The sequence below is a fragment of the Streptosporangium carneum genome, assembly GCF_027922005.1.
Taxonomy (GTDB): Bacteria; Actinomycetota; Actinomycetes; order Streptosporangiales; family Streptosporangiaceae; genus Streptosporangium; species Streptosporangium carneum.
Map to the genome: position 1 here is coordinate 112,512 of NZ_BSEV01000007.1, position 26,019 is coordinate 138,530.

Sequence of the window (26,019 nt, forward strand, 5' to 3'; positions counted from 1 at the left end):
ATCTCTGTGAATAGGATCACCGCTGGGCGGCGGCATCCCCTCGCGAGATACGCCGTCCTGCTTCTTGCCCTGGGACTGCTGGGGGGCTTCTACACCCTCGCGGCCCCGACGAGCGAGCGGGCTGACGCGGCCATCGCGTCCGGCAGGGCCGACGACGTCGCCGAGGGCAGGAAACTCTTCGAGCAGAGCTGCTCCAGCTGCCACGGCCTCAACGCCGAGGGCACCGCGAACGGCCCGACGCTCGTCGGCGTCGGCGCCGCCGCCGTGGACTTCCAGGTCAGCAGTGGCCGTATGCCCCTGGCCAACCCCGGCGCGCAGGCTCCGCGCAAGCCGACGGCCCCCTGGGTCAACGACGACACCATCAGGCAACTCGGCGCCTACATCCAGTCGCTGGGCGGCGGCCCCGTCGCCCCCGGCCCCGAGCAGGTCGACCCGGCGAAGGGCGACAAGGCGAAGGGCGGCGAGCTGTTTCGCGCGAACTGCATCCAGTGCCACAACTTCGTCGGCTCCGGCGGCGCGCTGACCCAGGGCAAGTACGCCCCGCCGCTGCACGACGCCACTCCGACGCAGATCTACGAGGCCATGATCACCGGCCCGCAGGCGATGCCCGTCTTCAACGACAGCATCATCACTCCCGAGCAGAAGCGGGACATGATCGCCTACATCGTGGGCGTGCGTGAGGAGCCCAACCCGGGCGGCGCCGGTCTCGGCCGCATCGGCCCGGTGACCGAGGGTCTCGTCGCCTGGATCGTGGGCATCAGCCTGCTCGCCCTCGCCGCCATCTGGATCACCGCTAAGAAGCGACAGGCCCACCAATGACTGACACCAATCACGACATCGAACAGCCCGACGGACGCGTGCCACGGCGCGTCATCGGCACCCCCTCCCCAGCCACGGGCACTTCCCTGCTCGGGACCGACGAGCATCACGCCGAGGGCGTCGCCGACGTCCCCGGCGTGATCCCGCAGAACGAGCAGACCGCGAGGAAGGGCGAGAGGGTCGCCGCCCTCTGCTTCACCGTCACCTTCCTCGCGGCGGTCGCCTTCGTCGTCTCCTACGTGGCGTTCCAGGTCGGCGACGTCGAGACGACCCAGGTCTCCACCCTGGCCCTGGGCGGCTCCCTCACCCTGGCGTTGCTCGCGCTGGCCGCGGGCATCGTGGTGTGGGTCCGCATGGTCATGCCGAAGTACAACCTGGTCCAGGAGCGTCACCCGATGGCCTCGGGTCCCGAGGCCAGGGAGTACGTCGCGGAGACCTTCCTGCAGGGCGCGGCCGAGAGCGGCATCACCAAGCGGCCGCTGCTGCGCCGCACGCTCCTGCTCGCCGCCGCCCCGCTGGGCGTGCTCCCGCTGGTGCTGCTGCGCGACCTCGGGCCGCGCTACAGCGACTTCCCGAGCAAGCTGCGGCACACCGTCTGGGGCGAGAAGACCAAGGACGGCAAGAACCGCAGGCTCGTCGTCGAGGGCACCGGCGCGCCGATCCGCGCGGCGGACTTCAACTCCCCCGGCGGCATCCTCTCCGTCGTGCCCGAGGGTTACGAGCACGACCTCAACGCCCTGGCCAAGGCCACACTGATCCTGATCAAATTCCGCCCGGAAGAGATCAAGTCCGGAACGAACAAGAACTGGACGCACGACGGGATCGTCGCGTACTCCAAGATCTGCACCCACGTCGGCTGCCCCGCGGCCCTCTACGAGCAGACCACGCACCACATCCTGTGCCCGTGCCACCAGTCGACCTTCGACGCCGCGGACGGCGCCAAGGTCATCTTCGGTCCGGCCGCCAGGCCTTTGCCCCAGCTGCCGATCGCCGTGGACAACGAGGGATACCTCGTCGCCACGGCCGACTTCGCCGTCCCGCCGGGACCGAGCTTCTGGGAGCGCGGCGACGCTGAGGCCGAGGTCCGTGAGAACGGAGGCCACGCATGAGCACCGGAACCGTTCCGAAGCCCATAGCGGGCACGAGCAGTTTCCTCGACGACCGGCTCGGCGCGGGGAACTTCCTCAAGCGCAACCTGCGCAAGGTCTTCCCCGACCACTGGTCGTTCCTGCTGGGTGAGATCGCTCTCTACTCGTTCATCATCCTGCTGCTGACCGGCACCTTCCTGACGTTCTTCTTCAAGCCCTCCATGGGGCACGTCGTCTACGAGGGCTCCTACGAGCCGCTCAAGGACGTCACGATGTCCGAGGCGTACGCCTCGTCGCTGCACATCAGCTTCGACGTGCGCGGCGGTCTGCTGATGCGGCAGATGCACCACTGGGCCGCCCTGCTGTTCGTCGCCGGCATGATGGTGCACGCGCTCCGAGTGTTCTTCACCGGTGCGTACCGCAAGCCGCGCGAGCTGAACTGGCTCATCGGCGTCGGCCTGCTCACTCTGGCGCTGCTGGAGGGTCTGACCGGCTACTCCCTGCCCGACGACCTGCTCTCCGGCGCGGGTCTGCGGATCACCGAGGGTGTGGCGATCTCGCTGCCGCTGGTCGGCACGTGGATCACCTTCTTCCTCTTCGGCGGCGAGTATCCCGGCGAGGACGTGATCTCGCGGTTCTACTCGCTGCACATCCTGCTCATCCCGGGCATCCTGCTGGCGCTCATCTCGGCCCACATGGTCCTGATGTGGGTGCAGAAGCACACCCAGATGCCGGGCAAGGGCCGCACGAACACCAACGTGGTCGGCGCCCCGTTCTACCCGGCCTTCATGGCCAAGGCGGGCGCGTACTTCATGTTCACGTTCGGGGTGATCGCGCTGCTGGGCACCTTCGCCCAGATCAACCCGATCTGGCTGTTCGGCCCCTACACGCCGGCGGACATCTCGGCGGGCTCCCAGCCCGACTTCTACATGGGCTTCCTGGAGGGTTCGCTCCGCCTGATGCCCGCGTGGGAGATCAACGTCCTGGGCTTCACCCTGCCGTTGAGCGTGCTGATCCCGGCGCTGGTCCCGATGGGCATCATCATGACGGGACTCGCCCTGTATCCCTTCATCGAGCAGTGGGTCACCGGGGACCGCAGCGAGCACCACGTCGCCGAGCGTCCCCGCAACAACCCGCACCGCACCTCGATCGGCATGTCGGCGATCACCTTCTACGGCGTCCTGTGGCTGCTCGGCGCGAACGACGAGATCTCCTCGTTCTTCCACGTCTCGCTGAACTGGACGACGTACGTCGGCCGGGTCCTGGTCTTCGTCGGCCCGCTGGTCGCCTACATCGTCACCTACCGGATCTGCCTCGGCCTGCAGCGCGCCGACGCCGCGGTGATCGGTCACGGCGTGGAGTCGGGCGTCATCAAGCGCCTGCCCCACGGTGAGTACATCGAGGTCCACGTCCCGCCGAACGAGGCCATCGAGGCCCACGTCCGCGGCAAGACGCCGGTCCCGATGATCGCCGGAACCGACGCCGACAGCGACGGCATCCCCCCCAAGGGGATGCGCGGCCCGCTCGGCAAGCTCCGCGCCAAGATGAGCAAGGCCTACGGCGGCGAGAAGATCGCCCTGGACGACGGCCACGGTCACGGCGACGAGCACGGCGAGCACGCGGAGGTCGGCCCGGGCAAGGACGACAAGTCCCTCACCCACTGATCGACCCGACAGGCACAAGCCGTCAAAGGCGGGGCCCGGACACCACACGGTGTCCGGGCCCCGCCCTTTTGCGTCCCCTTCGCGCCCTGCCGCCGAGCCCCCGCCTCACGGCGCCGGCTTCCCGCCGGGTGCCACGGGGCCCGCGCGTCCACTCGGCGAGACGGCACGACCACCCGGAAACGGCCCTGTACGGCCCGCTCTGACCTGCGTGGACCTCATCGGAACCCATCCATGGGCAACGCGCGAACGCCCCTCAGGAGGCCGTACAGGGCCTCAGGCGCGACGGAGGACGAAGGTGGCCGCGTGGAGGGTCACAGGTCGTCGGTGGTGAAGTATCTGACGCTGCTCCACTTGAGCCACTCCTTCCAGTTCTCCTGCCAGTGACCCCAGCCGTTGGTCGGCTCCAGCTTGCGGGGCGAGCCGGTGATGATGATGGGGTCGCCGATCAGCGTGTTGTCGATGAACCAGGAGGCGTTGCTCGGGCTGACGTTGACGCAGCCGTGGCTCACGTTGGCGTACCCCTGCGAGCCGACCGACCAGGGGGCGCTGTGGACGTACTCGCCGCTGTTGGAGATGCGGACGGTGTTGTAGACGGTCATCTGGTAGTAGCCGGGGGAACCGGGGCCGATGCCGGGTGAGGTCATGACGGTGACGGGCTCCCTGGACATGGCCAGGTGCACCCCGCTGGTCGTGTAGTACTTCCACTGGCCGCCCTGACCCGCGCTCATGGGGATCTGCCGGACGACCTTGCCGTCGCGTCTGACGGTCAGGTGGTGAGTGAGGGTGCTGCCCTTGGTGATCTGGGAACGGCCGACCCTGAAGCGCAGGGTCTGGTTCTGCTTGCCGTACAGGCCCCTGCCGCCTCTGACGCCCTCCAGACGGGCGTCGACGCGGACGTTGGTGTGCGCGGGCCAGAACTCCTTCGGACGGAAGTGCACGGTCTTGTCGTCGAACCAGTGCCACGCTCCGAGGACCGGCTTGGAGGTGCGGACCAGCAGGTTCCGCTCGACCTCGACGCGGTCGGCGATGGGCTGGTCGAAAGTGATCATGACCGGCATGCCGACCCCGACCGTCAGGCCCGTCGTCTCCTTGCTGGGCATGAGGCTCTCGATCGCGAAGGTCTTGTCGACCTTGGCCGTGGAGAAGGAGGTGGTGGTCCGCGTGACCTTCCCCGCCGGGTTCACCGCGGTCGCGGTGACCTCGTAGGAGGTGCCGGGAAGCACGGTGCCCCTGCTGTGCCACTGGGTGCCGTCGGCGCTCAGCACGCCCGTCAGGGCACCCTTGGGGCCCTTCACGGCGACGCTCTTCAGGGTCCCGCCCCTGGCGGCGACCAGGACGGTCGCGTGGCTCGGCACGTTGCCCGCCCTGTCCAGGGGGACCACGCTGACGGCGGCGTCGGCGTACTGCACGGCGGCGCCCGTGCTCTGCGCGGCGGTGGTCGAACCGTCCGAACACGAGGTCACCAGTGCCAGAGCCAGCAGGCCGACTCCCGGAATCGATCGACGCATCGCCTGCCCCACCTGTACTTCCCTGTTCAGGACCGCTCTAGTGATCCTGTTATTACCCGGAGTAAGCGGAGCGCCACATATGACAGCGATTCTGAGCAGCCAATAAACACCAAAAAACGGGCCACGGAAGCTTCCGTGGCCCGTTCTCGGGCATGAGGGGCGGCGCGGAGCGCCGAGGGGTCAGTGCGAGAAGTGACCCCGGTAGTACTCGAAGACGAACCCGATCATGCTCATGATGACCGCGAAGACGCCGATCAGGAACAGCCACCAGCCGATGACCAGGCCGACCGCGGTGAGCGAGACGGCCAGGCAGACGAACAGCGGCCACCAGCTGTGCGGGCTGAAGAAGCCGAGCTCTCCGGCGCCGTCGCTGATCTCGCCCTGCTTGTCGTCCTCCGGCTGGTCGCCGATGCGACGGGCGGTGTACATGAGGTAGTAGCCGATCATGAAGGCGAAGCCGACCGAGATGGCCATCGCCGTCGTGCCCACCGGCTCCTTGGACCAGTACCAGTAGACGACGTCCACCGCGGCGAAGAACACGCCGCAGAGGATGAACAACCAGCCCTGGACCTTCATCGGACCTCCTCCAGCTCACGCGGGGTGGTGACGGTGTGCGGGTACTTGAGGTCGAACGCCGGGCGCTCGGAGCGGATGCGCGGCAGCGAGGTGAAGTTGTGCCGCGGCGGCGGGCAGGAGGTCGCCCACTCCAGGGAGTTGCCGTAACCCCACGGGTCGTCGACGGTGACCTTCGGGGCCGTCTTGTGGGTCTTCCACACGTTGTACAGGAACGGCAGCGTGGAGGCGCCCAGCAGGAACGCGCCGACCGAGGAGACCATGTTCAGGTCGGTGAAGCCGTCGATCGGGCTGTAGTCGGCGTAACGCCGCGGGAAGCCCTCCGCGCCCAGCCAGTGCTGGACGAGGAAGGTGGTGTGGAAGCCGATGAACAGCGTCCAGAAGTGCACCTTGCCCAGCGTGTCGTTGAGCATCTTGCCGGTGAACTTGGGCCACCAGAAGTAGAAGCCCGCGAACATCGCGAACACCACGGTGCCGAAGACGACGTAGTGGAAGTGGGCCACCACGAAGTAGGAGTCCGACACCTGGAAGTCCAGCGGCGGCGAGGCCAGGATGACACCGGTCAGGCCGCCGAACAGGAAGGTGACCAGGAAGCCGATGGAGAACAGCATCGGCGACTCGAAGGACAGGTGCCCCCGCCACATCGTGCCGATCCAGTTGAAGAACTTCACCCCGGTCGGGACCGCGATGAGGAACGTCATGAAGGAGAAGAACGGCAGCAGCACCTGGCCGGTCGGGAACATGTGGTGGGCCCACACGGTGATCGACAGACCGGCGATGGCGATGGTCGCGCCGACCAGGCCGATGTAGCCGAACAGCGGCTTGCGGCTGAAGACCGGCAGGATCTCGGTGACGATGCCGAAGAACGGCAGCGCGATGATGTACACCTCGGGGTGGCCGAAGAACCAGAACAGGTGCTGCCAGAGCATGGCGCCGCCGGTCTCGGAGGCGAAGATCTGCGCGCCGAGCTTGCGGTCGGCCTCCAGGGCCAGCAGCGCGGCGGCCAGCACCGGGAAGGCCATCAGCACGAGGATCGAGGTGAGCAGGATGTTCCAGGTGAACATCGGCATGCGGAACATCGTCATGCCGGGCGCGCGCATGCAGATGATCGTGGTGATGAAGTTCACCGAGCCGAGGATCGTGCCCAGACCGCTGATGGTCAGGCCGACGATCCACAGGTCACCGCCGACGCCGGGCGAGCTGATCGCGTTCGACAGCGGGGTGTAGGCGAACCAGCCGAAGCTGGCCGCGCCGCCCGGGGTGATGAAGCCCGACAGGGCGATGGTGCTGCCGAAGGTGAACAGCCAGTAGCTCACCATGTTCAGACGCGGGAAGGCCACGTCGGGCGCGCCGATCTGCAGCGGCATGAGCTCGTTGGCGAAGCCGGCGAACAGCGGCGTCGCGAACATCAGCAGCATGACCGTGCCGTGCATGGTGAACAGCTGGTTGAACTGCTCGTTGCTGGTGATCTGCAGGCCGGGCTGCGCGAGTTCGGCTCGCATGATCAGCGCCATGACGCCGCCGATCAGGAAGAAGACGAACGAGGTGATGAGGTAGAGGTGTCCGATGATCTTGTGATCGGTGGACGTCATCCACTTCACCACGACCGATCCCTTGCGGGTCGCCGGGGGTAGGGGGAGGGACTCGTTGTGCGCGGTCACTGGGCACCCGCCTGACTAGCGATGTACTGATCGAACTCGGCCTGGGGAACGAGTTTCACCGAGAAGAGCATCCGGCTGTGGTCCGTGCCGCACAGCTCGGCGCAGCGGCCCGCGTAGACGGCGGGCTTGTCGAGGGTGTCCACTTCGAACTTGTTGGTCACGCCGGGGATGACGTCGCGCTTGAAGTGGAAGGAGGGCACCCAGAAGGAGTGGATGACGTCCGGCGAGACGAGGTCGAACTCGATCTTCTTGCCGACGGGGAGCACCAGCTGCGGGCCCCCGGTGTAGTCGCTGGCGGGCTTGCCGACGACCTCGACCTTCTTGCCGTTGTAGTCGGTGGTGAAGCGCCAGCTCCACTGGAAGCCCTCGACCTTGACCTTCACGTCGGGGTGACCGGAAAGCGTGTTGACGTAGTTCTGGTCACGCGCGGTGAAGAAGAAGAACACTCCGACCATGATGATCGGGACAACCGTGTAGAGGATCTCGATCGGGAGGTTGTAGCGCACCTGCGGCGGCAGGGTCTCCTTCGAGTTCTTCCTCTTGCGGTGGAACGCCACGGACCACAGGATCAGGCCCCACACGACCACACCGGTGGCGAGAGCGGCGATCCAGGATCCGTTCCACAGATTCTGGACGGTATCGGCCTGCTTGGTGATGCCGACGGGCATGCCGCCACGGGACCACTCCTCGGCACTGCACGCCGTCGCGGACACCAGCAGCAGCGCCAGAGCGGCAGCGCGTGGCACCCGGCGGCGGGCCAACGAACGCCGTGCAGAACGGCGGGTCGGACTCACGGATCGCCTACCCCACAGATGAAGCCCAGGAGTCGCTCCTGGGCGGTCGTTTGTTCATGTTCACAACTTGTAGTTCACAGCTTTACGCTGGGGGACACATTAGCGCGGACCACCCTCGCCCCCCCGCGCAGCCCCCGATTGCGTCGCGTGTGATGCGACGATTGGGACGTGGCGTACTTCGACGCGGCCTCGACCGAGCCGCTGCACCCTCAGGCCCGCGAGGCCCTGATCGCGGCGCTCGACGTCGGCTGGGCCGACCCGGCGAGACTGTACGGTCCCGCCCGCCGGGCAAGGATGTTACTGGAACAGGCGCGCACAGAGGTGGCCGAGGCTCTCGGAGCCCGTCCCGACGAGGTCTCGTTCACCTCCTCGGGCACCCAGGCCGTGCATCTGGGCGTGCTCGGCGCGCTGCACGGGCGGCGCAGGGTCGGACGCCGCCTGGTGACCTCCGCGGTGGAGCACTCCAGCGTGCTGCACGCCGCCGGGGTCCACGAGCGCGACGGCGGCTCGGTGGAGACGGTCGGCGTCGGCCTGACCGGCGCGGTCGACCCGGCCGCGTTCAGGGAGGCCGTGCTCGCCGAGGGCACGGCCCTGGCCTGCCTGCAGAGCGCCAACCACGAGGTGGGGACGGTCCAGCCGATCGCGGAGGCCGCGGCGGCGTGCGCCGAGGCCGGCGTGCCCCTGCTGGTCGACGCCGCGCAGACCGCGGGCCGGATGCCGCTGCCCGGCGGCTGGTCGGTGCTGGCCGCGAGCGCGCACAAGTGGGGCGGCCCCGCGGGGGTCGGCGTCCTGGTCGTCCGCAAGGGCACCAGGTGGCGCAGCCCGCTCCCCGAGGACGAGCGCGAGCGCCGCAGGGTCCCGGGGTTCGAGAACGTGCCCGCGATCGTCGCCTCGGCCGCCGCGCTGCGCGCCATGGCCGCCGAGTCCGCCGGGGAGTCGGCGCGCCTGTCCGCGCTGGTCGACCGCATCAGGACAGAGGTCCCCCGGCTGGTCCCCGACGTCGAGGTGATCGGCGATCCGGTCGCCCGCGCTCCGCACATTGTCACCTTTTCGTGTCTTTACGTGGAAGGTGAGGCGTTGCTGACAGAATTGGACAAGGCAGGATTCGCCGTATCGTCTGGCAGTTCCTGCACGGCCAGTACGCTTCGTCCATCACACGTTTTGGAGGCCATGGGCGTGCTTACGCATGGGAACGTCCGGGTATCGCTGCCCCGAGGCGCGTCCTCGGCGGATGTCGATCGCTTCCTCGCCGTCCTGCCGGACATGGTGAGGAGGATCCGTGAGGACGCGGGAATAAAGTCGTGATCGATATTCGGGAAGTGAGCGCTTCATGACGTCCGCACAGGCCGCAGCGGAGGGGGCCACCCAGCCTCCGGCTCTGACCATCGACGCGCTGGGCAAGAAGTGCCCCATCCCCATCATCATGCTCGCCGAGCAGATCAACTACGTGCCGCGCAACGCGATCGTCTCCGTGCTCGCCGACGACCCCGCGGCGTTCACCGACATCCCCGCCTGGTGCAGGCTGAAGTCGCACCACCACGTGGGCAGCCACGAGCTTCCCGGCGGCGGCTGGGCCATCCACGTGCGGCGCAACTACTGAGCTCCCCCGGGATCGCCGAGATCCCCCGCGGGCCCCTCGTGGCGGCCCGCGGGAGGAGGACTCACCCGCGTGGCGGGCTCAGGCGTAGTGGCACTTCACCAGGGGCTCGACCTCGGCGGCCGCCTCCGCGCCGTAGGCGGCGGCGAAGCGCTCGAGGAACGACGCGCGGCCGAGCTCGTACTCCTGGCCGCCGACCCGCTCGAGGACGTGGGTGGCGGTGAGGTTGCCGATCTGGCCGCAGCGCTCCAGGGACAGACCCCAGGCGACGCCCGCCAGGAAGCCGGAGCGGAAGGCGTCGCCGACGCCGGTCGGGTCGGCCTTGCCCAGTTCGGGGGCCGGCGAGACGTGCAGGGAGGGCTCGCCCTTGCGGTCGATCACGGCGCCCTTGGGGCCGAGCGTGGTGACGCGGACGCCGACCCGGTCGAGGATCTCCTCGTCGGACCAGCCGGTCTTCTGCTCGATCAGGCCCTTCTCGTAGTCGTTGCCGAACAGGTAGGCGGCGCCGTCGACGAGCCGCCGGATGTCCTCTCCGGGCATGCGGGCGAGCTGCTGCGAGAGGTCGGCCGCGAACGGGATGCCGCGTCCCCTGGCCTCGTCGGTGTGCCGGAGCATCGCGTCGGGGTCGTTGGGGCTGACCAGGACGAGGTCGAGGCCGCCGAGCCGGTCGACGATCGGGCCGAGCTCGATCAGCCGGGCCTCGGCCATCGCCCCGGTGTAGAACGACGCGATCTGGTTGTGGTCCTCGTCGGTCGTGCACAGGAACCTGGCGGTGTGGTGGATCTCGGAGACGTGCACGGAGTCACAGTCGACGCCGTGCCGTTCCAGCCAGGACCGGTAGTCGGCGAAGTCCGCGCCGACCGCGCCGACCAGGACGGGCCGCAGTCCCAGGCAGCCCATGCCGAAGGCGATGTTGGCCGCGCAGCCGCCTCGGCGGATCTGCAGGTCGTCCACGAGGAAGGACAGGGAGACCCGGTCGAGCTGCTCGGCGATGAGCTGGTCGCCGAAGCGGCCCGGGAAGGTCATCAGATGGTCGGTCGCGATTGAGCCGGTGACGGCGATGCGCACGGGATCATTCTCCTCGTTGTCAGCATCTCTGGATATGACGGGGATTGGAGCCCCGCAAGAATACGCGACCAGGTGAACGCGCGAAGGCCTCGCGGGGTGACAGATCTCACCCCGCGAGGCCTTCGCGTGTCACTCGTCCTGACGTGTCCGCGCGGACCCGTCTAGTTGAACGAGTCGCCGCAGGCGCAGGAGCCGGTGGCGTTCGGGTTGTCGATCGTGAAGCCCTGCTTCTCGATCGTGTCGACGAAGTCGACCGTGGCGCCGACGAGGTACGGCGCGCTCATCCGGTCGGTGACCACGCTGACGCCGTTGAAGTCCGAGACGACGTCGCCGTCCATGGAACGGTCGTCGAAGAAGAGCTGGTAGCGCAGGCCTGAACAGCCGCCGGGCTGCACGGCCACGCGCAGCTGGAGGCCCTCCTCGCCCTGCTGCTCCAGCAGGCTCTTGACCTTGGCCGCGGCCGCGTCACTGAGGATCAGGCCCTGCGCCGTGGTCTCACTGCTCTCAACCGACATGTGGTGACTCCCGCGTCTGCGTCAACCGCCCGTTCGGAACGGCTGTCTGTTTGTGACGTCCTTCTTAGACGCTACCAACACGCGCGGACGGCCACACATTCCTGGGACCGCAACCATCCTCCACCCCGGAATAAAACCCCCCACGGCGTGTGTCATCATTAGTCGTCAGTTCGACGATAAGGGGGTGTGGTCGTGACGACCACCGAGACCGGGCTTCCGCTTTTCGTCCTCGGCAGGGGGACCGACCCGCACAGCGAGCGCGGCGTCGACTGTCCCGGCGAGCTGCCGTCGGCCTCAGATCCGGCGCTCGTCGAGCGCGCCAGGCGGGCCAAGGCCGCGCTCGGCGACCGGGTCTTCGTCCTGGGGCACCACTACCAGCGCGACGAGGTCATCCAGTTCGCCGACGTGACCGGAGACTCCTTCAAGCTCGCCAAGGACGCGGCGGCCAGGCCTGACGCGGAGTACATCGTCTTCTGCGGCGTGCACTTCATGGCGGAGTCGGCCGACATCCTCACCAACGACTCGCAGAAGGTCGTGCTGCCCGACCTCGCGGCCGGCTGCTCGATGGCGGACATGGCCACCTTCGACCAGGTGGAGGAGTGCTGGGAGGCGCTGGAGGACGCCGGGATCGCCGAGGTGACGGTTCCGGTCACCTACATGAACTCCAGCGCCGACATCAAGGCGTTCTGCGGGCGCAACGGCGGCGCGGTGTGCACCTCCTCCAACGCCAGGCGCGCCCTCGACTGGGCGTTCTCCCGCGGCGAGAAGGTGCTGTTCCTGCCCGACCAGCACCTGGGGCGCAACACCGCGGTGCTGGAGATGGGCCTGTCGCTCGACGACTGCGTCGTCTACAACCCGCACCGGCCGAACGGCGGGCTGACCGCGGAGCAGCTCGAGAACGCCAAGATGATCCTGTGGAAGGGGCACTGCTCGGTCCACGGCCGTTTCACCGCCGGATGCGTCGACGAGGTGCGCGAGCGGATCCCCGGGGTCAACGTGCTGGTCCACCCCGAGTGCAGGCACGAGGTGGTCACCAAGGCCGACTACGTGGGCTCGACCGAGTACATCATCAAGAAGCTGCAGGAGGCCCCCGCGGGCTCCTCCTGGGCGGTGGGCACCGAGCTGAACCTGGTCAAGCGGCTGGGGCAGATGTTCCCCGACAAGAACGTGACCTTCCTCGACAAGACCGTCTGCTACTGCTCGACGATGAACCGGATCGACCTGCCGCACCTGGTGTGGGCGCTGGAGTCCCTCGCGGCGGGCCAGGTGGCCAACCAGATCACCGTGGACCCGGAGACCACCCGCTGGGCCAAGGTCGCCCTCGACCGGATGCTGGCCCTGCCCTGACCGCCCGTCCGCTGACGGGATCCCGCGGAGCGCCCTGTCACGGAGTGCGCCCCCGGCGGCCGCCGGCCGCCGGGGGGAGCGCGGCGGCGGGGTCGTCCTCGTGGCGACCCGCGGACGCCCCGGCCTCCTCGTGGCGACCCGCGGACGCCCCGGTCTCCTCGTGGCGGCCGTCCCGTGAGCACGGCCGCCGGGCGCCCTCGTGAACGCGCGAGGGGTCAGCGAAGCCCGTAGACCACCCGGACGCTGACCGAGACGCTCTGCTGGCCCGGACTGATCGAGGCCTTGTCGGCCGCGATGCCGGCGCCGTACGCCATCGGCCTGGGCGGGGTCACGTTCTCCTCGGCGATCGTCACGACCGGGCCGAGCTCCCGCCCCGCCAGCTTGGCGTACTGCTCAGCCCGGGACCTGGCGTCCTTGAACGCCACCTCGCGCGCGGCCCTGAGCACCTTGCGGCCGTCGGAGATCTCGAAGGAGACGCCGTTGAGTCGCACCTCCTCCCCCGCCTCGACCGCCGCCTCGATGACCTTGTCGGCGTTCTCCACGTCGCGCACGACCGCCTCGACGCCCTGGACGGCCCGGTAGCCGGAGACCTTGGGGTAGGTGTCGTACTCGGGGCCCAGGGCCAGCTCGTTCGTCCGCAGGTCCTTGGCGTCGATCCCGGCCTTGAGCAGAGCCTTCGTCAACCTGGCCGCGGCCCTGCGGGCGTCGGCGAAGGCCTGTCCCGGGGTCGCGCGGCGCACCTCGACACCGGTGTTCAGGCGCATGATGTCCGGGGGCGAGGACAGGCTTCCCTCTCCCGTGACCGTCACCTGGGCTTGGCTTTCGTCCACTACCACCCTCGCAACGTCGGAGCCGGAGTCGGCGAACGCGGCCCCGCCGAACATCCCCATGGTGACGAACGCGGCCGCGGCCACGGTGTGAGACAACTTGATCATATGCTCATGGCACCACGGCCTGGCGACGAGGCCGGGGAGGCCCGACGCGCCCTGCCGTGTCTTGAAGATCAGATTACGGCGCGCTCCCGCCACCAGGCCAGCAGCCCCGCGTCGCCCTCGACGGCGTAGTCGTCGGCGCTGCGCCTGCCCCACACGACCTGCAGCAGGTCGGCGGCCGTCGAGGTGCGGACGGTGACCGTCCCCGGCTGGAGGGAGCGCGCGTGGTGGAAGCGGTCGGGGTCGAGGGTGACCACCCATCCCGCGCCGGTGTCGGCCTGCAGGGAGATCGTCTCGCCCGCTCCCCTCAGCTCGGCCACGGGACTCCAGCGCGCGTGGGGCAGGATGTCCAGGAACTCCTCGACCCCGTCCTCGGCCACGTCCTCGTCGACCGAGACCGGAACCCCCAGCGCGAGCTCGGCGTCGATCCGGTGGACCACGGTCTCGTGCAGCTGCCGCCGCGACCAGAACCGCACGTGCCTGTCGCCGCCCCAGGACCACATCGGCGCGTCGGGGTCGGCCGCCAGCAGCGCCTCAGGCAGCAGGGTCGCTCCCTCGGCCAGCCAGCCGGGACGGTCCTGCGCCCTGGCGGGCAGGCCCGTCTCCATGGTCTCGCGGTCGTAGCGCCGCTCCGCCAGGTCGCGCACCATCGCGGCGGCCCACCTGTGCACCCCGCCGGTGTGGGCGGTGAGCTCGGCCAGGTCCCAGCCGGGGCAGGTCCGCACCTCGGTGGACATGTCACCGCCCGCGAGCGACTCCGCCATCCGGGTGATCTCCCGGCGGGTGGCCTCGGTGTGCTCCTCGTGGGTCCAGTCCCTCATCTCAGCCCTTTCGCGTGAAGCGCATGAACTGCTTCTCGTACTCCTTGGCGTTCGTGGTCGTGGCCAGGACCCGTTTCACCCGGCCCTCAAAGTCGATCACCACTGCCTCGTAGCCGCTCCCCTTGCTCCGCCAGCCCACGATGTGCCGGTCGTCGTACCAGCCGATGAGCCGCTTGGTCGGGAACGGGACCCTGAACTGGGCGTCCGCGTCGGAGGCGGTCGACCAGATGCAGACCTCCTCGTCGTTCCCCTTGCAGTAGGTCATGATCAGTGTGCCCGAAGGGGAGACGTCGTCACCTTCGACGGTGAGCGGGGTTCCCACGTCCAGCAGGGTCTGCAGCACGGTGCCCTGCAGGTCGTAGAAACGGATGCGCTGGGTCTTGCCGGTGAGCGCCCAGGTGCCGACCGCCCGGCCGTCCCCCCGCCAGAAGTAGCTCCACTTGCCCGCGTCCTTCTCCTTGACGCGGACGACCCTGACCTTCTTCTTGGCGATGTCGATGACGGCGTAGCCGTACTCCTTGCTGGTGTCGCCGACCGCCTCGTACAGCGTCACCAGGCCCCGCCTGCCGTCGGGGGACCACTGGGGAAGGGTCGGGTAGACCGGCGCCTTGGTGGTCTTGATCTTGGTCACCGCGCCGGACCGCCGGTCGACGATCGAGACGACGGCGTAGCTGTTGGCGTCGTAGACCTTGTCCGTGGCCAGCGCGTGGGTGCCCGCGGCGTTCACCGTGTACTGGAAGTACTTGTCGTTCTTGGTGAAGGCGCCGCTGAGGCCGCGAACGTAGAGGGTCTTGTCCCAGTCGAGGCTGTAGGAGGTCAGCCTGATCGGGTCGTCGTCGCTCTCGTGGAGCGTGATCGAGGTGCCCGGCAGCTTGATCTTCCTCGACGCCTCGGGCGGGTCGGTGACCTCGGGGGGCGGCGAGGACACGGGATCGTCCGGCGTCCCCTGGTTGTTCGTCCCCTGGTTGTTGTCTCCCTGGCTGTTGGTCCCCTGGGTGCTGGTCGCGCCGGTGGCCACCACGCCGCCGGGCGTGCTGTTGCGCAGCGCCAGCGTGACCCCTCCGCCTCCCAGGAGGACGACCGCGAGCCCCGCGCCGACCGCGACCCAGACCCCGCGCCGGGACGACTTCCGTTCCCGCCCGTGCCCCTGGTACGGCGCGCCGCCCTGTCCCGGATACGGCGAGGCGCCCTGCCCCGGGTAGGGCGCCGGGGCCCCGTGGGACTGCGGGACGTGGGACTGCGGGACCCCCTGCTGCGGATAACCGGGCCCCTGCTGCTGGGGATGACCCGGTCCGCCCTGCGGGTAGCCGCGCCCGTACATGGTCTGCGAGGAGTAGCCCGCCTGCCCCGGCCCCGCGTCGTGGAAGTTCTGGGGACGTGTCCGCTCGGGGTAGCCGCCCTGCCCCGGCTGCCCGGGGCCGGGGTGGCCGCCTGGCCCCGTGTGCTCCAGGTGGGCGGTCTGGCCGTACCCGCTCGCCGGGAGGTACGGGTAGCCGCCGGGGCCGGGCCCCGTCTGCTGGGCGGCGGCGGCCGAGCCCTCGGCGAGAATGCCCTTGGGCGCGGTCGGCGTGGCGACGCCCGGCCCGCCGCCCGCGTGGCCGAGCAGCCGCAGCAGGGCCTCCCCCGCCGTGGGACGCAGGGTCGCGTCCTTCGACAGGCACTGGCCGACCAGTTCGCGCAGCGCCGGATCGGCGATCGCCCGCAGGTCGGGCTCCATGTTCATGATCCGGTTGAAGATCGCGGGCAGGCTGTCCGTGCCGAACGGCGGCTGCCCCGTGGCCGCGAAGACCATCGTGCAGCCCCAGGAGAACATGTCGGCGGGTGATCCCGCGTTCTCTCCGGCGAGCTGCTCGGGAGTCATGTAGGAGGGGGTGCCGATCGCCGTCGCGGTCAGCGTCGAGGTGCGGTCGAGCGCCTTGGCGATGCCGAAGTCGATCACACGGGGGCCGTCCGAGGCGAGCAGCACGTTCGAGGGCTTGAAGTCCCGGTGCACGATCCCCGCCTGGTGGATCGCCACGAGCGCGGTCACCGTGCCGATCGCCAGGCGGTGCAGGGCGGAGCCCTCTCGCGGTCCCTCCGTGGCCACGACCTCGGCCAGCGTCGGACCGTCGATGTACTCGCTGACGATGTACGGACGGTGCTGGTCGACGCCGGTGTCGATGACCGCGGCGGTGCAGAACGGCGCGACCCGCTGGGTCGTGCTGACCTCGCGGACGAAACGTTCCATCGCCTCCTCGTCCTGCGCGAGGTCTGCACGGAGCAGTTTGACCGCGACGCGGGCGCCTGTGGGCGAGACGCCGAGATAGACCGTTCCCTGCCCGCCCTCGCCGAGCCGCGCGGTGAGCTTGTACTCCCGCACCCTCTCGGGATCCCCAGGCCGCAAGGACACAAGGTCCGGCATACCCCTACCCCCCCTTTAGGGACTTTTTACGCTCCATTGTGACGGCTAATAGTCACAGCACGTGCATCAATCCATGAGACAGACGGGCCGAAAGGGGTTATTGGGGTCATGTTCCGGGTGATCCTCAGTGGAGCCGGGTGAGCGTCCTGACCGCTTCGGCGACCGCCTCGGGGCGCTCGAGCTGCACCTCGTGCCCCGTGTCCGGCAGCGGGACGAGGCGGGCGCCCAGGAGTCCGGCGAGGGCCCGGTGGCACGGGTCCTCCCCTCCCGCGCTGAGGATGACGACCGGGATCTCGGGGAAGGGGCGGCTTCGGCGCAGCTCGTCGAGCTCGACGGCCATGTCGGGATAGGCGAGCCACTCGGCCAGCGCCGCCGCCAGGACCCGGCCTCTGCCGTACACCGGACGGGCGCGGTCGTGCGGGCCCATGACGAGACGGTGCGCGAGGGGCAGCGTCAGACCGGCGAGCGCGGTGGCGCCGAACGTCCCGCCCAGGGCGGGCAGGGCGCGCTGTACGGCCCGCACGAGCGCCGCCGACGGCCCGCCCCTGCCCCCGGCCTCCCGCTCACAGCTGGGATCGACCAGGACCAGGCCCGCGACCCGCCCCGGGTTCAGCCTGGCGAAGGCCTCGGCGTGCATGGCCGCGACCGAGTGCCCCACGACCACCGCCGACTCCGCGAGGGCGGCGATGCGCTCCGCCTCCTCACGCAGCGTCGGCGGGCCGAGGTGCCCCGAGCTGAGCCCCAGCCCGGGCCTGTCGAAGCGGATCACCCGGTGGTGTGCGGTCAGGCCCCCCGCGACCCGCTCCCAGTGGAACCACGCCCCGGCCATCCCCGCGCAGATCACCACCGGCGGCGCCCCCGCCCCCTCGACCAGCACGTGCGACTTCGGCGGGGCCGCCCGCGTCCTGTCACGCCACAGCGCGGTCGCGACCAGCAGGAGCCAGAACGCGACGACCCCGACCTGGAGACGCTGGGCGATCCCGACGGGCCCCCTGAGCCCGGTCGTGGCCGGCGCGGCGACGAGGGTCAGCGTCCACGCCGTCGTGACGGCCATGAGGACGGCCAGTACGGCTCCGCCGTGCGCCAGGAGCGGCCACCTGCGCCGCCGCAGCGCGCTCACCGGCAGCGCGAGGAGGCTGACGACCGCTCCCGCGAGCGCCAGGGAGCTGGTGACCGTGTGGATCCGGTGGGCGGCGGAGACCCTGCCCGCCGCCTCGGCCGCCGCGCACGAGGGGTCGCTCAGCACGGCGCAGTCAAGCGGGAAGAAGCCTGCGTCCAGGACCGTCATCACGCCGAACAGGGCGAGGCCGAGCCAGCCCGCCGCACCGGCACGACCTGGCCGCTCGTCGGGCACGAGGGCGACTCCCACCAGGCAGGCGGCCCCGGCCAGCACGTCCGCGGCCCGTACCGGCCACGACCAGGGCTGGTCCGCCGCGGCCAGCTCGCTGACGTACGCCGTGTACCTGTCGATCCCGGGATTGAGGAACTGCAGCGGCGCCCAGGCGGCGTAACACAGTCCGGACAGCAGGAACGCGCCGGCGGCGACCAGGGTCGTCCTACGCCTGGAGAGCACCGCTCACAGCCCGGGGGCGCCCCAGAGGGGGAACCAGCGGCCGAGGTCGGGCTCGATCGGCAGCTCCCCTTCGAGCGCGGCGCGCACCTGCAGCTCGAGCGCGTTGTCCCTGCGCTGGCCCGGCAGCGGCGCGAAGGGATAGAAGGTGCCCCTTTTGTAGAGGTACACCAGGGCGAGCCCGCGCGCCCCCGAGGAGTCGCCGGCGAAGGCCACCGTCGAGCAGAGCAGGGATGGGCCGAAGCCCGCGGCCTCGAGGGAGGAGTTGACGGCGTGCAGGTCGGTGACCAGGTCGCCCGGCTGGTCGGGCGCACGGCGCGCCACCAGCCACGTGTAACCGTAGGAGTCCTTCGACTGCTCGACCGGCGGTCCTCCTCCGGCGGCGAGCAACTGGACGACGTCGCGCTCCAGCGTGGCGAACGCCCCGCCCTCGGCGGAGCGGAAGCAGACGGAGCCGACCCCCGACGGCTCGAGCCCGGTCGCGGCCTGCAGGGTCACCGCGGCGGACGGCAGCGCGAACAGCGCGTCGAGATCGGGCTTGACGGGTTCGGTACGGCCGAGCAACGCGTCCCACCACCTGGCCACCGCCTCACACTCCCTGTCCGAGCTGGGCGGAGATCCCCCTGAGCTGCTCGAGGCGACGCTCGAGCGGCGGGTGGGTGGCCAGCAGCGAGGTCAGCGCCGAACGGCCGGCGAGCGCCGGGGCGAAGAAGAACGCGTTGAACGGCTCGGCCTCGCGCAGGTCCCTGGTCGGGATGCGGGACATCTCGCCCGAGACCTTGACCAGCGCGCTGGCCAGCGCGGAGGGGCGCTGGGTCAGCAGCGCTCCCGCGCGGTCGGCGGCCAGCTCGCGGTAGCGCGACAGGGCACGGGTGAGGACGAAGCTGACCGCGTAGACCAGGATCGAGACCAGCATCACGATCAGGCCGATCGGCGCCCCGTTCTGGTTGTCCCTGCGCCCGCCCAGGCCGCTGTAGAGCGCGACCCTGGTCATGAGCCCGGCGACGATGCCGAGGAACGACGCGACCGTCATCACCGCGACGTCGCGGTGGGCGACGTGGGACATCTCGTGGGCCAGCACGCCCTCGAGCTCGGCGCGGTCCAGGCGGCGCATCAGCCCGGTGGTCGCGCAGACCACCGCGTTCTTCTGGTTGCGGCCTGTGGCGAACGCGTTCGGGACGTCCGAGTCGGCGATCGCCACACGCGGCTTGGGCATGTCGGCCATCGCGCACAGGCGGTCGACCACACCGTGCAGCTCGGGGGCCTCCTGCGGGCTGACGACGCGCCCGTGCATCGCGAACAGCGCGATGCGATCGGACATGAAGTACTGCGCCAGAAGGGTGCCCGCGGCGACGAGCAGCACCACGACCGTCTGGACGCCCAGCGCGATCAGGGCGCCCACGAACACGACATACAGCAATCCCAGCAGGAACATGGTCAGCACCATGCGGCTGGTCAGGCCCCGGTCCGGGGCGAACCGGGTGTGTGCCATATGCCCAAACTATCCGGGAATCAGCCCCTCGTTGCCGAGCATCGCCCGCACTTCGTCCATGGAAGCGTCGGCCGGAGGCAAAATCAGCTCGGACGGCTCCAGGCTGTCGTCGGGCAGCGCCTTGCCGACGTGGCGGACCTTGTCGAGCAGGTCGTGCAACCTGCTCCTGAAGGTCTCCTCGTCCCCGGCCGCGATGGCCGCCTCCAGCTCGCCGTCGAGGGCGTTGAGGACGTCGAGGTCGGCCTCGGCGATCTCGATCTGCCCCTCGCCCATGATGCGCGCGATCACAGCCCCTCCCCCTGCTGGCGGAACTGCTGCGTCTGCGTCTGCGGCTGCTGCTGGGGCTGCTGGGACGGGCCCGACTCGATCGCGCTCTTGGGCGCGGGAGCCTGGCCGAGCTCGGCCTTCATCCGGGCGATCTCCAGCTCCACGTCGTGCCCGCCGCCCATGCGGTCGAGCTCGGCCTGGATGTCGTCGCCCCGCTGTCCGCTGAAGTCGTCGAGCGCGCCACTGGCCAGCAGCTCGTCGATGGCGCCCGCGCGCGCCTGCATCGAGGCGGTCTTGTCCTCGGCCCGCTGGATCGCCAGGCCGACGTCGCCCATCTCCTCGGAGATGCCGGAGAAGGCCTCGTTGATCCGCGTCTGCGCCTCGGCGGCGGTGTAGGTCGCCTTGATCGTCTCCTTCCTCGTACGGAAGGAGTCGACCTTGGCCTGGAGACGGTGGGAGGCGGTGGTGAGCTTCTCCTCCTCGGCCTGCAGGTTGTCGTGCTGCACACGCAGGTCCGCGATCTGGGTCTGCAGGCTCGACCTGCGGGTCAGCGCCTCGCGGGCGAGGTCCTCCCGGCCGACTCCGAGCGCCTTGCGCCCCTGCTCCTCAAGCTTGCGCGACTGCGCCTCGATCTGGTTGATCTGCAGCTCCACCCGCTTACGCGAGGTGGCGACGTCGGCCACGCCACGGCGCACCTTCTGCAACAACTCCAACTGGCGCTGGTAGGAGTAGTCCAGGGTCTCGCGCGGATCCTCCATCTTGTCCAAGGCGTTGTTCGCCTTGGACTTGAAGATCATGGAAAGTCTTTTCATCACGCTCATGCGCGTCGGCCGTCCCCTTCTTCAAATGCCCTTCGGGTCACCCCAGTGAGTCCAGCTCCCCAAGCAAAGCACCGGAGCCACCTAGGTTCACCCTACGCATAACGCACGGGGGCGTCACTAAGTTGCAGTCCCGGTAGGCTGACGATGTGTTCCGACGTACCCAGACCACCGCGGACGACTCCCCCGTCTCCGTCAACGATCCTAAGCCTGCGGGCAAGGGGCGTCCCACACCCAAGCGCCGGGACGCCGAAGGCCGTCGCCGCCAGCCGGTGAACGCTCCGCAGAACCGCAAAGAGGCTTACAAGCAGCTTCGCGAGCGCCAGGCCAACGACCGCGTCAAGGCGCGCGAGGGCATGCTGCGCGGCGACGAGCGCTACTTCCCGGCCCGCGACCGGGGCCCGGCCCGCAAGTTCGCCAGGGACTGGGTCGACTCCCGCCGCCTGCCCAGCCAGTACTTCCTGCCGTTCTCGCTGCTCATCCTGCTGCTGACCTGGATCCCCTTCCCCGAGGCGGTCCGCGGCCAGGTCTACCTCGCGGTCATCACGGTCGGCTGGCCGCTCATGATGATCGGCGTTCTGCTGACCTCCGTCTGGGTGTCCTGGAAGGTCAAGAAGACGGCGGCGGAGAAGTTCCCCGGCGACAACGTCAAGGGCGTCGGCTTCTACGCCGCCATGCGCGCGCTGCAGATCCGCAAGCTGCGCTTCCCGCCGCCCGCCGTGCTGCCCGGCGGCAGGCCGGTCCCGCCGAAGAAGTAGGCGAGGCGAGAGCCCCGCGAGCCCCGGCTCCCGAAGCGGCCCCGAGCCCCGGCCCCCCGAAGCGGAGGGGCCGGGGCTCGGGCTTTTCCCCTCCCTGGTCGCCCTCACAGGAGCGGCTCCTCACGGCCTCTTCCTCCCGGACCTGGCTCGTCTCCTCGGGACGCCCGAGGGTCCGCCTCCCCGGCCCCGGCTCTCCCGGGGCCCTTTCCGGCCCTTCAGGCTCCGCCGGACCTCACGAACCGCCACTCCAGCGCCTTCCCCACGAGCACGGGTTTCCAGTCGCCGACCGTCCCGCCGGTCTCCAGGGCGTCGGCGGTGGCCTTCAGCAGCGCGTAGTACGACCTGATCCGGATCCCGCCCGGTGTGAAACCGATCGGGCCGTCCTCCACGGTCTTGCCCACGTCGCGCCTGACGGAGTCGATCAGCAGCCCGCCGCCGACACCGTCGCTGGAGAACGGGATCATCCGCCCGTCCCACCACTCCGTACGCGGATCGGGCTCCGCACCCTCCGCGTCCTCATCCGTGCCGTCGATCCCGCACAGCATCCGCCAGGTGTCACGGATCTGCTTGACGCCCAGGAGCTCTTCGCCCATCGGGCCGAACCCCCACGCCTCCTCCGTCCCCGCCGAGCCGTTGTGCCGCAGCAGGGAGGAACGCAGGTCGTCGGGGAGGCGCAGACCCATCTGCGCCTCGGCGACCGCGATGGTCCCGGGCCTGGCCGGGGCGGCGAGGGTGCGGTAGGTCTCGGGGGCGTTGGCCCTGAGCCACCTGTCGATCCGCGTCCACTGCCGGTCGACCGCCCTGGTCACCCTGGGACGGATCGGCCGCACCCTCGGCGTGCGCGCCACGGGGTGGCAGTCGGCGTCGACGGCCGAGCCGTCCGTCCAGGCGGTCGGAGTCGGAGTCGGCGCGGCGCCGGAGGCCTCGGGGCGCGGAGGGTCGACGGGCGGCAGGTCCGGGACGTCGTCGGGAAGGACGGGCTGGACGTCCGCCGACCACCGGCCGACCACGCCGTCGACGTCACGTTCCACGCAGAACGCCTCGCCCGTGTCGCTCGTCCTCCAGGTGAGTCCCTCCTCACCCCACGACTCGCACGCGCCGACCTCGGAGAGGGTGCCGCCTCCCCCCTCAGTGACGACCCACGTGGAGTACTCCTCCTTGGCGAAGACCGCGCCCTCCAGGAGCTGGGCGCTGCCGGCGAACAGGCACAGCGCGCACGCCGCCGCCGCCCACCGGGTCAGCGCGCGCCGGGCGGCGGGCTCGAGGGGCTTCCTCGGCGCGGCCTCGCGCGAGAGGAACGCGGGCAGGCGGGTTCCGGCGGCGTAGCGCCTGAGGACCTCGGCGCTCGGAGTGCCGAGGACCGGGGCGGGCGGCCATCGCGTCTCGGAGCCGGGCCCGGTCTCGGCCAGGGAGGTGGCGGCTCCCGGGACGATCTCCACCCGGGGGTCCTGAGCGGTTCTCGCGCCGGAGGCCGCCCCGGGGACGGCCGGGGGACGGCGCAGGCGCAGGACCGCCACGACGATCGCCGCCGCGGCGGCGGCCGCCAGCGCGAGCCGTACCCATCGAGAACTGATCAAGCGCAACACGCCGGGCAGGTTATCCCGAATCCCCCTGTTTCATCGCACCCAATAGGGTCGAAGGCATGGAATTCCGCCACCTTGGCCGTAGCGGCCTCAAGGTCAGTGAGATCAGCTACGGCAACTGGATCACCCATGGCTCCCAGGTCGAGGAGGACGCCGCCAGGGAATGCGTGCAGGCGGCGCTCGACGAGGGGATCACCACCTTCGACACCGCCGACGTGTACGCGGGAACCAAGGCCGAAGAGGTGCTCGGCCGCGCGCTGAAGGGCGTCCGCCGCGAATCCCTGGAGATCTTCACCAAGGTCTACTGGCCGACGGGCACGGGCCCCAACGACCGGGGGCTGTCCCGCAAGCACGTCACCGAGTCGATCCACGGCTCGCTGCGCCGCCTGCAGACCGACTACGTCGACCTGTACCAGGCCCACCGCTTCGACTACGAGACCCCGCTCGAGGAGACCCTCAAGACCTTCGACGACCTCGTACGGCAGGGCAAGGTCCTCTACGTCGGCGTCAGCGAGTGGACCGCCGACCAGATCGGCCGGGCGTTGAAGATCGCTGACGAGATGGGCTTCGACCGCCTGGTGTCCAACCAGCCGCAGTACTCGATGCTGTGGCGGGTCATCGAGGCCGAGGTCGTGCCGCTGAGCACGAAGGAGGGTCTCAGCCAGATCGTCTGGTCGCCGATCGCCCAGGGCGTGCTCACCGGGAAGTATCTTCCCGGCCAGCCCCCGCCCGCCGGATCCAGGGCCACCGACCCGACCGGGGGCGGCTTCATCTCCAGGATTCTCGCCGACGACGTCCTCACCCGCGTCCAGGACCTGAAGCCGATCGCGGCCGACCTCGGACTGACCATGGCACAGCTCGCGGTGGCGTGGGTGCTGCAGAACCCGAACGTGGCCTCGGCGATCGTCGGAGCGACCAGGCCCGAGCAGGTTCGCGACAACGTCAAGGCGTCCGGCGTGAAGCTGGACGACGAGGTGCTGAAGAGGATCGACGACGTTCTCGGCCCGGTCGTCGAACGCGACCCCGCCAAGACCGTCAGCCCGGAGAGGCGTCCCTAGTCAGCCGGCGTCGGGCGCCGGTTCCCGACGGCCTCCCGCCGAGACGTCACCGGCGATCCCGCGGCCCCGGGCCTCCCTCACGATCGGGGGAGGCCCGGGGCCGTCCGTTCGCGGGAGAGGCGTCACTCCGGGCGCAGCGACATCTTCTCGTACTCGACCCGGCCGTCCTCGAGAAGCGTGACCGTCTCGACACCGGCCTCCAGCAGTTCGCGCCAGCTCTCACCGAGCCACGACTCCGCGTCAGCCTGGCTCGGGAACGCGTCGGAGGGCGTGACCCCCTCGGTCACCTCGCCGCCGTTCGCGTTTTCATAACGCCAGTGCCAAGTCATGCCATACGCTCCTTCTCACGGGGTGAGGCGATGCCTTCCAGACGGCTCAGCGAACCCTACATCGCCCGAGGCCGCCCCGAACGTGGGGGCGGGGCGGCGCCCGCCGGATGTCACGCCCATACGCTGGGGCGGTGAAGGTCCTGATCTCCGGCACGGGAGGAACGGCCGGATGGCCCGTCCAGGGGTGCGGATGCGCCTCGTGCTCCCGTCTCTCCCCTGGTCACCGCCGCCCCGCCGAGGCGGTGCTGGGCGAGCCCGGCCGTCCGGTACGGCTCCCGCTCCCCGGTCCCGGCGTCGGCGTGCCCCCGGGCTACCTGGTCTCGACCGGCCAGGACGGCCTGCTCCTCACCACTCCCCACGGCCACCGGATCCTCTACGCGGCCCCGCCGCACCTGCCGTCCTTCCCCGTTCCCGTCCGGCCTGAGCCCGCGGAGCCGTCGCGGGCGGACGGCGACCGCACGGGCGACGCCCCGCTGAACGGCTCGCCGCCCACCCCGCTGAACGGCTCGCCGACCGAGCCGCTGCCTGGGCCGCCCGGCCCGGTGTCCGACTCGCCGTCCGGCCCAGCGTGCGACCTGGTGCTGGTGGACGTGCTCGACCGCCCGGAACTGCTCGGCGACCTGCGTCGCAGGGGCGTGGTCGCCGAGCGGACCCACGTCGTGGCGGTGCACGTCGACCACCGGGTTCCGTCCGAGGACGAGCTGGCCCGGCGGGCGCTGCTGTGGGGGGTGCGGGTCGTGCCCGACGGGACGGTCCTGGACCTCGGCGAACCCGCCCCCGCCCGGCCTCCGCTCCCCCGCAGGACGCTGCTCCTGGGCGGGACGCGCTCGGGCAAGTCGGCCGAGGCCGAGGTCAGGCTGGCCGCCGAGCCCGAGGTCCGCTACGTCGCGACCGGTCCCTCCGGCGACGGCGACGCCGAGTGGGGCCGCAGGGTCAGGGCGCACCGGGAGCGCAGACCCGCCCACTGGGAGACGGTCGAGACCACCGACCTGGCCGGGCTGCTGCGGACCTCGCGGACCCCGATGCTGGTCGACGGGCTCGGCACCTGGGTCGCGGCGGTCTTCGACGAGTGCGACGCCTGGTCCGGCGGGGACGAGGGCGGCAGGGACGCGGTCGCGGCCCGGTGCGACGAGCTGGTCGCGGCCTGGCGGCAGGCCCGCTCCCGGGTGGTCGCGGTCTCCGACGAGGTCGGCCTCGGCGTGGTGCCCGCCACGTCGAGCGGCCGGATGTTCCGTGACGTCCTCGGCAGGCTGAACCAGCGGCTGGCCGCCGAGTCGGAGGAGGTCGCGCTGGTCGTGGCGGGCCGCCTCCTGCCGTTGCCCCTCTGACCAGCCGCCCGCCCGTCTCGCCCCCTAC

The 26,019-nt window shown here is 70.2% G+C and carries 25 protein-coding genes; 9 read left to right on the forward strand and 16 right to left on the reverse strand.

Translation table 11 applies throughout. The annotated features are described in order from the left end of the window. Positions 1 to 6: 6 nt before the first annotated feature. The 3 genes from qcrC to qcrB are packed head-to-tail and all read left to right on the forward strand — an operon-like array spanning position 7 to position 3,571. Positions 7 to 819 (forward strand): cytochrome bc1 complex diheme cytochrome c subunit, encoded by an 813-nt coding sequence (qcrC, locus tag PKF00_RS17460; RefSeq protein ID WP_271218594.1) that lies wholly within the window; start codon positions 7 to 9, stop codon positions 817 to 819. Further along, positions 816 to 1,928: a cytochrome bc1 complex Rieske iron-sulfur subunit gene (gene qcrA, locus PKF00_RS17465; protein ID WP_271218595.1), complete on the forward strand. Its 1,113-nt coding sequence runs from the start codon at positions 816 to 818 to the stop codon at positions 1,926 to 1,928. Before qcrC ends, qcrA begins: the two co-directional genes overlap by 4 nt. Next, positions 1,925 to 3,571: a cytochrome bc1 complex cytochrome b subunit gene (gene qcrB, locus PKF00_RS17470; protein WP_271218596.1), complete on the forward strand. Its 1,647-nt coding sequence runs from the start codon at positions 1,925 to 1,927 to the stop codon at positions 3,569 to 3,571. The genes qcrA and qcrB overlap by 4 nt, the downstream gene beginning before the upstream one ends. Before the next feature lie 311 nt (positions 3,572 to 3,882). On the opposite strand, the gene PKF00_RS17475 is transcribed toward qcrB, so the two are convergent. The 4 genes from PKF00_RS17475 to ctaC form a co-directional block, all read right to left on the reverse strand. Beyond that, complete coding sequence (locus PKF00_RS17475; protein ID WP_271218597.1) at positions 3,883 to 5,079, reverse strand: L,D-transpeptidase; 1,197 nt, start codon at positions 5,077 to 5,079, stop codon at positions 3,883 to 3,885. Between the two features lie 180 nt (positions 5,080 to 5,259). Beyond that, positions 5,260 to 5,655, reverse strand: coding sequence for a cytochrome c oxidase subunit 4 (locus tag PKF00_RS17480; RefSeq protein ID WP_271218598.1), 396 nt, complete (start codon positions 5,653 to 5,655; stop codon positions 5,260 to 5,262). Next, on the reverse strand, positions 5,652 to 7,244 hold the full coding sequence (gene ctaD, locus PKF00_RS17485) for an aa3-type cytochrome oxidase subunit I (protein ID WP_271218599.1): 1,593 nt from the start codon (positions 7,242 to 7,244) through the stop codon (positions 5,652 to 5,654). The genes PKF00_RS17480 and ctaD overlap by 4 nt, the downstream gene beginning before the upstream one ends. A gap of 65 nt (positions 7,245 to 7,309) precedes the next feature. Beyond that, positions 7,310 to 8,059 carry an aa3-type cytochrome oxidase subunit II gene (ctaC, locus tag PKF00_RS17490; protein ID WP_271218600.1) on the reverse strand — a complete coding sequence of 250 codons (750 nt, stop codon included), beginning with the start codon at positions 8,057 to 8,059 and terminating at the stop codon, positions 7,310 to 7,312. A gap of 216 nt (positions 8,060 to 8,275) precedes the next feature. Here ctaC and PKF00_RS17495 point away from each other — a divergent pair, with 216 nt between their 5' ends. Beyond that, entirely contained in the window at positions 8,276 to 9,412 is a 1,137-nt protein-coding gene (locus PKF00_RS17495) for a cysteine desulfurase family protein (protein WP_271218601.1), read from the forward strand. A gap of 25 nt (positions 9,413 to 9,437) precedes the next feature. Beyond that, complete coding sequence (locus PKF00_RS17500; RefSeq protein ID WP_271218602.1) at positions 9,438 to 9,707, forward strand: sulfurtransferase TusA family protein; 270 nt, start codon at positions 9,438 to 9,440, stop codon at positions 9,705 to 9,707. 78 nt (positions 9,708 to 9,785) lie between these two features. Here PKF00_RS17500 and PKF00_RS17505 read toward each other — a convergent pair whose 3' ends face one another. Beyond that, complete coding sequence (locus tag PKF00_RS17505; protein WP_271218603.1) at positions 9,786 to 10,772, reverse strand: carbohydrate kinase family protein; 987 nt, start codon at positions 10,770 to 10,772, stop codon at positions 9,786 to 9,788. Between the two features lie 161 nt (positions 10,773 to 10,933). Further along, a complete protein-coding gene (gene erpA, locus PKF00_RS17510; protein ID WP_271218604.1) occupies positions 10,934 to 11,287 on the reverse strand; it encodes an iron-sulfur cluster insertion protein ErpA in 354 nt (117 codons plus the stop codon). A gap of 192 nt (positions 11,288 to 11,479) precedes the next feature. On the opposite strand from erpA, the gene nadA reads away from it, so the two are divergent. After that, a complete protein-coding gene (gene nadA, locus PKF00_RS17515) occupies positions 11,480 to 12,634 on the forward strand; it encodes a quinolinate synthase NadA (RefSeq protein ID WP_271218605.1) in 1,155 nt (384 codons plus the stop codon). A 215-nt stretch (positions 12,635 to 12,849) separates the two neighbouring features. On the opposite strand, the gene PKF00_RS17520 is transcribed toward nadA, so the two are convergent. From PKF00_RS17520 to PKF00_RS17555, 8 genes are all read right to left on the reverse strand, one after another. Then, positions 12,850 to 13,569: an SIMPL domain-containing protein gene (locus PKF00_RS17520; protein ID WP_271218606.1), complete on the reverse strand. Its 720-nt coding sequence runs from the start codon at positions 13,567 to 13,569 to the stop codon at positions 12,850 to 12,852. 68 nt (positions 13,570 to 13,637) lie between these two features. Further along, positions 13,638 to 14,387, reverse strand: a complete 750-nt coding sequence (locus PKF00_RS17525; protein ID WP_271218607.1) for a maleylpyruvate isomerase family mycothiol-dependent enzyme — start codon at positions 14,385 to 14,387, stop codon at positions 13,638 to 13,640. A 1-nt stretch (position 14,388) separates the two neighbouring features. Continuing rightward, the gene (locus PKF00_RS17530; RefSeq protein WP_271218608.1) at positions 14,389 to 16,746 is read right to left on the reverse strand and encodes a serine/threonine protein kinase; all 2,358 of its coding nucleotides are present in this window, start codon (positions 16,744 to 16,746) and stop codon (positions 14,389 to 14,391) included. 166 nt (positions 16,747 to 16,912) lie between these two features. Beyond that, positions 16,913 to 18,361, reverse strand: a complete 1,449-nt coding sequence (locus PKF00_RS17535; protein ID WP_271218609.1) for an alpha/beta fold hydrolase — start codon at positions 18,359 to 18,361, stop codon at positions 16,913 to 16,915. A 3-nt stretch (positions 18,362 to 18,364) separates the two neighbouring features. Continuing rightward, on the reverse strand, positions 18,365 to 18,943 hold the full coding sequence (pspAB, locus tag PKF00_RS17540; protein ID WP_271218610.1) for a PspA-associated protein PspAB: 579 nt from the start codon (positions 18,941 to 18,943) through the stop codon (positions 18,365 to 18,367). Between the two features lie 4 nt (positions 18,944 to 18,947). Then, complete coding sequence (gene htpX, locus PKF00_RS17545) at positions 18,948 to 19,850, reverse strand: zinc metalloprotease HtpX (RefSeq protein ID WP_271218611.1); 903 nt, start codon at positions 19,848 to 19,850, stop codon at positions 18,948 to 18,950. 9 nt (positions 19,851 to 19,859) lie between these two features. Further along, complete coding sequence (gene pspAA / locus PKF00_RS17550) at positions 19,860 to 20,138, reverse strand: PspA-associated protein PspAA (protein ID WP_271218612.1); 279 nt, start codon at positions 20,136 to 20,138, stop codon at positions 19,860 to 19,862. Then, a complete protein-coding gene (locus tag PKF00_RS17555; RefSeq protein WP_271218613.1) occupies positions 20,135 to 20,938 on the reverse strand; it encodes a PspA/IM30 family protein in 804 nt (267 codons plus the stop codon). The genes pspAA and PKF00_RS17555 overlap by 4 nt, the downstream gene beginning before the upstream one ends. A 146-nt stretch (positions 20,939 to 21,084) precedes the next feature. Between PKF00_RS17555 and PKF00_RS17560 the strand changes: the two genes are divergently transcribed. Beyond that, a complete protein-coding gene (locus tag PKF00_RS17560) occupies positions 21,085 to 21,693 on the forward strand; it encodes a DUF3043 domain-containing protein (protein WP_271218614.1) in 609 nt (202 codons plus the stop codon). Positions 21,694 to 21,908: 215 nt separating this feature from the next. Here the strand turns inward: PKF00_RS17560 and PKF00_RS17565 are convergent, their stop codons facing one another. Further along, entirely contained in the window at positions 21,909 to 23,279 is a 1,371-nt protein-coding gene (locus tag PKF00_RS17565) for an SMI1/KNR4 family protein (protein ID WP_271218615.1), read from the reverse strand. Between the two features lie 56 nt (positions 23,280 to 23,335). On the opposite strand from PKF00_RS17565, the gene PKF00_RS17570 reads away from it, so the two are divergent. Continuing rightward, positions 23,336 to 24,334 (forward strand): aldo/keto reductase family protein, encoded by a 999-nt coding sequence (locus tag PKF00_RS17570; protein ID WP_271218616.1) that lies wholly within the window; start codon positions 23,336 to 23,338, stop codon positions 24,332 to 24,334. Positions 24,335 to 24,456: 122 nt separating this feature from the next. Here the strand turns inward: PKF00_RS17570 and PKF00_RS17575 are convergent, their stop codons facing one another. Continuing rightward, the gene (locus PKF00_RS17575) at positions 24,457 to 24,663 is read right to left on the reverse strand and encodes a hypothetical protein (protein ID WP_271218617.1); all 207 of its coding nucleotides are present in this window, start codon (positions 24,661 to 24,663) and stop codon (positions 24,457 to 24,459) included. Positions 24,664 to 24,794: 131 nt separating this feature from the next. On the opposite strand from PKF00_RS17575, the gene PKF00_RS17580 reads away from it, so the two are divergent. Further along, positions 24,795 to 25,991, forward strand: a complete 1,197-nt coding sequence (locus tag PKF00_RS17580) for a bifunctional adenosylcobinamide kinase/adenosylcobinamide-phosphate guanylyltransferase (protein WP_271218618.1) — start codon at positions 24,795 to 24,797, stop codon at positions 25,989 to 25,991. Positions 25,992 to 26,019: the final 28 nt, after the last annotated feature.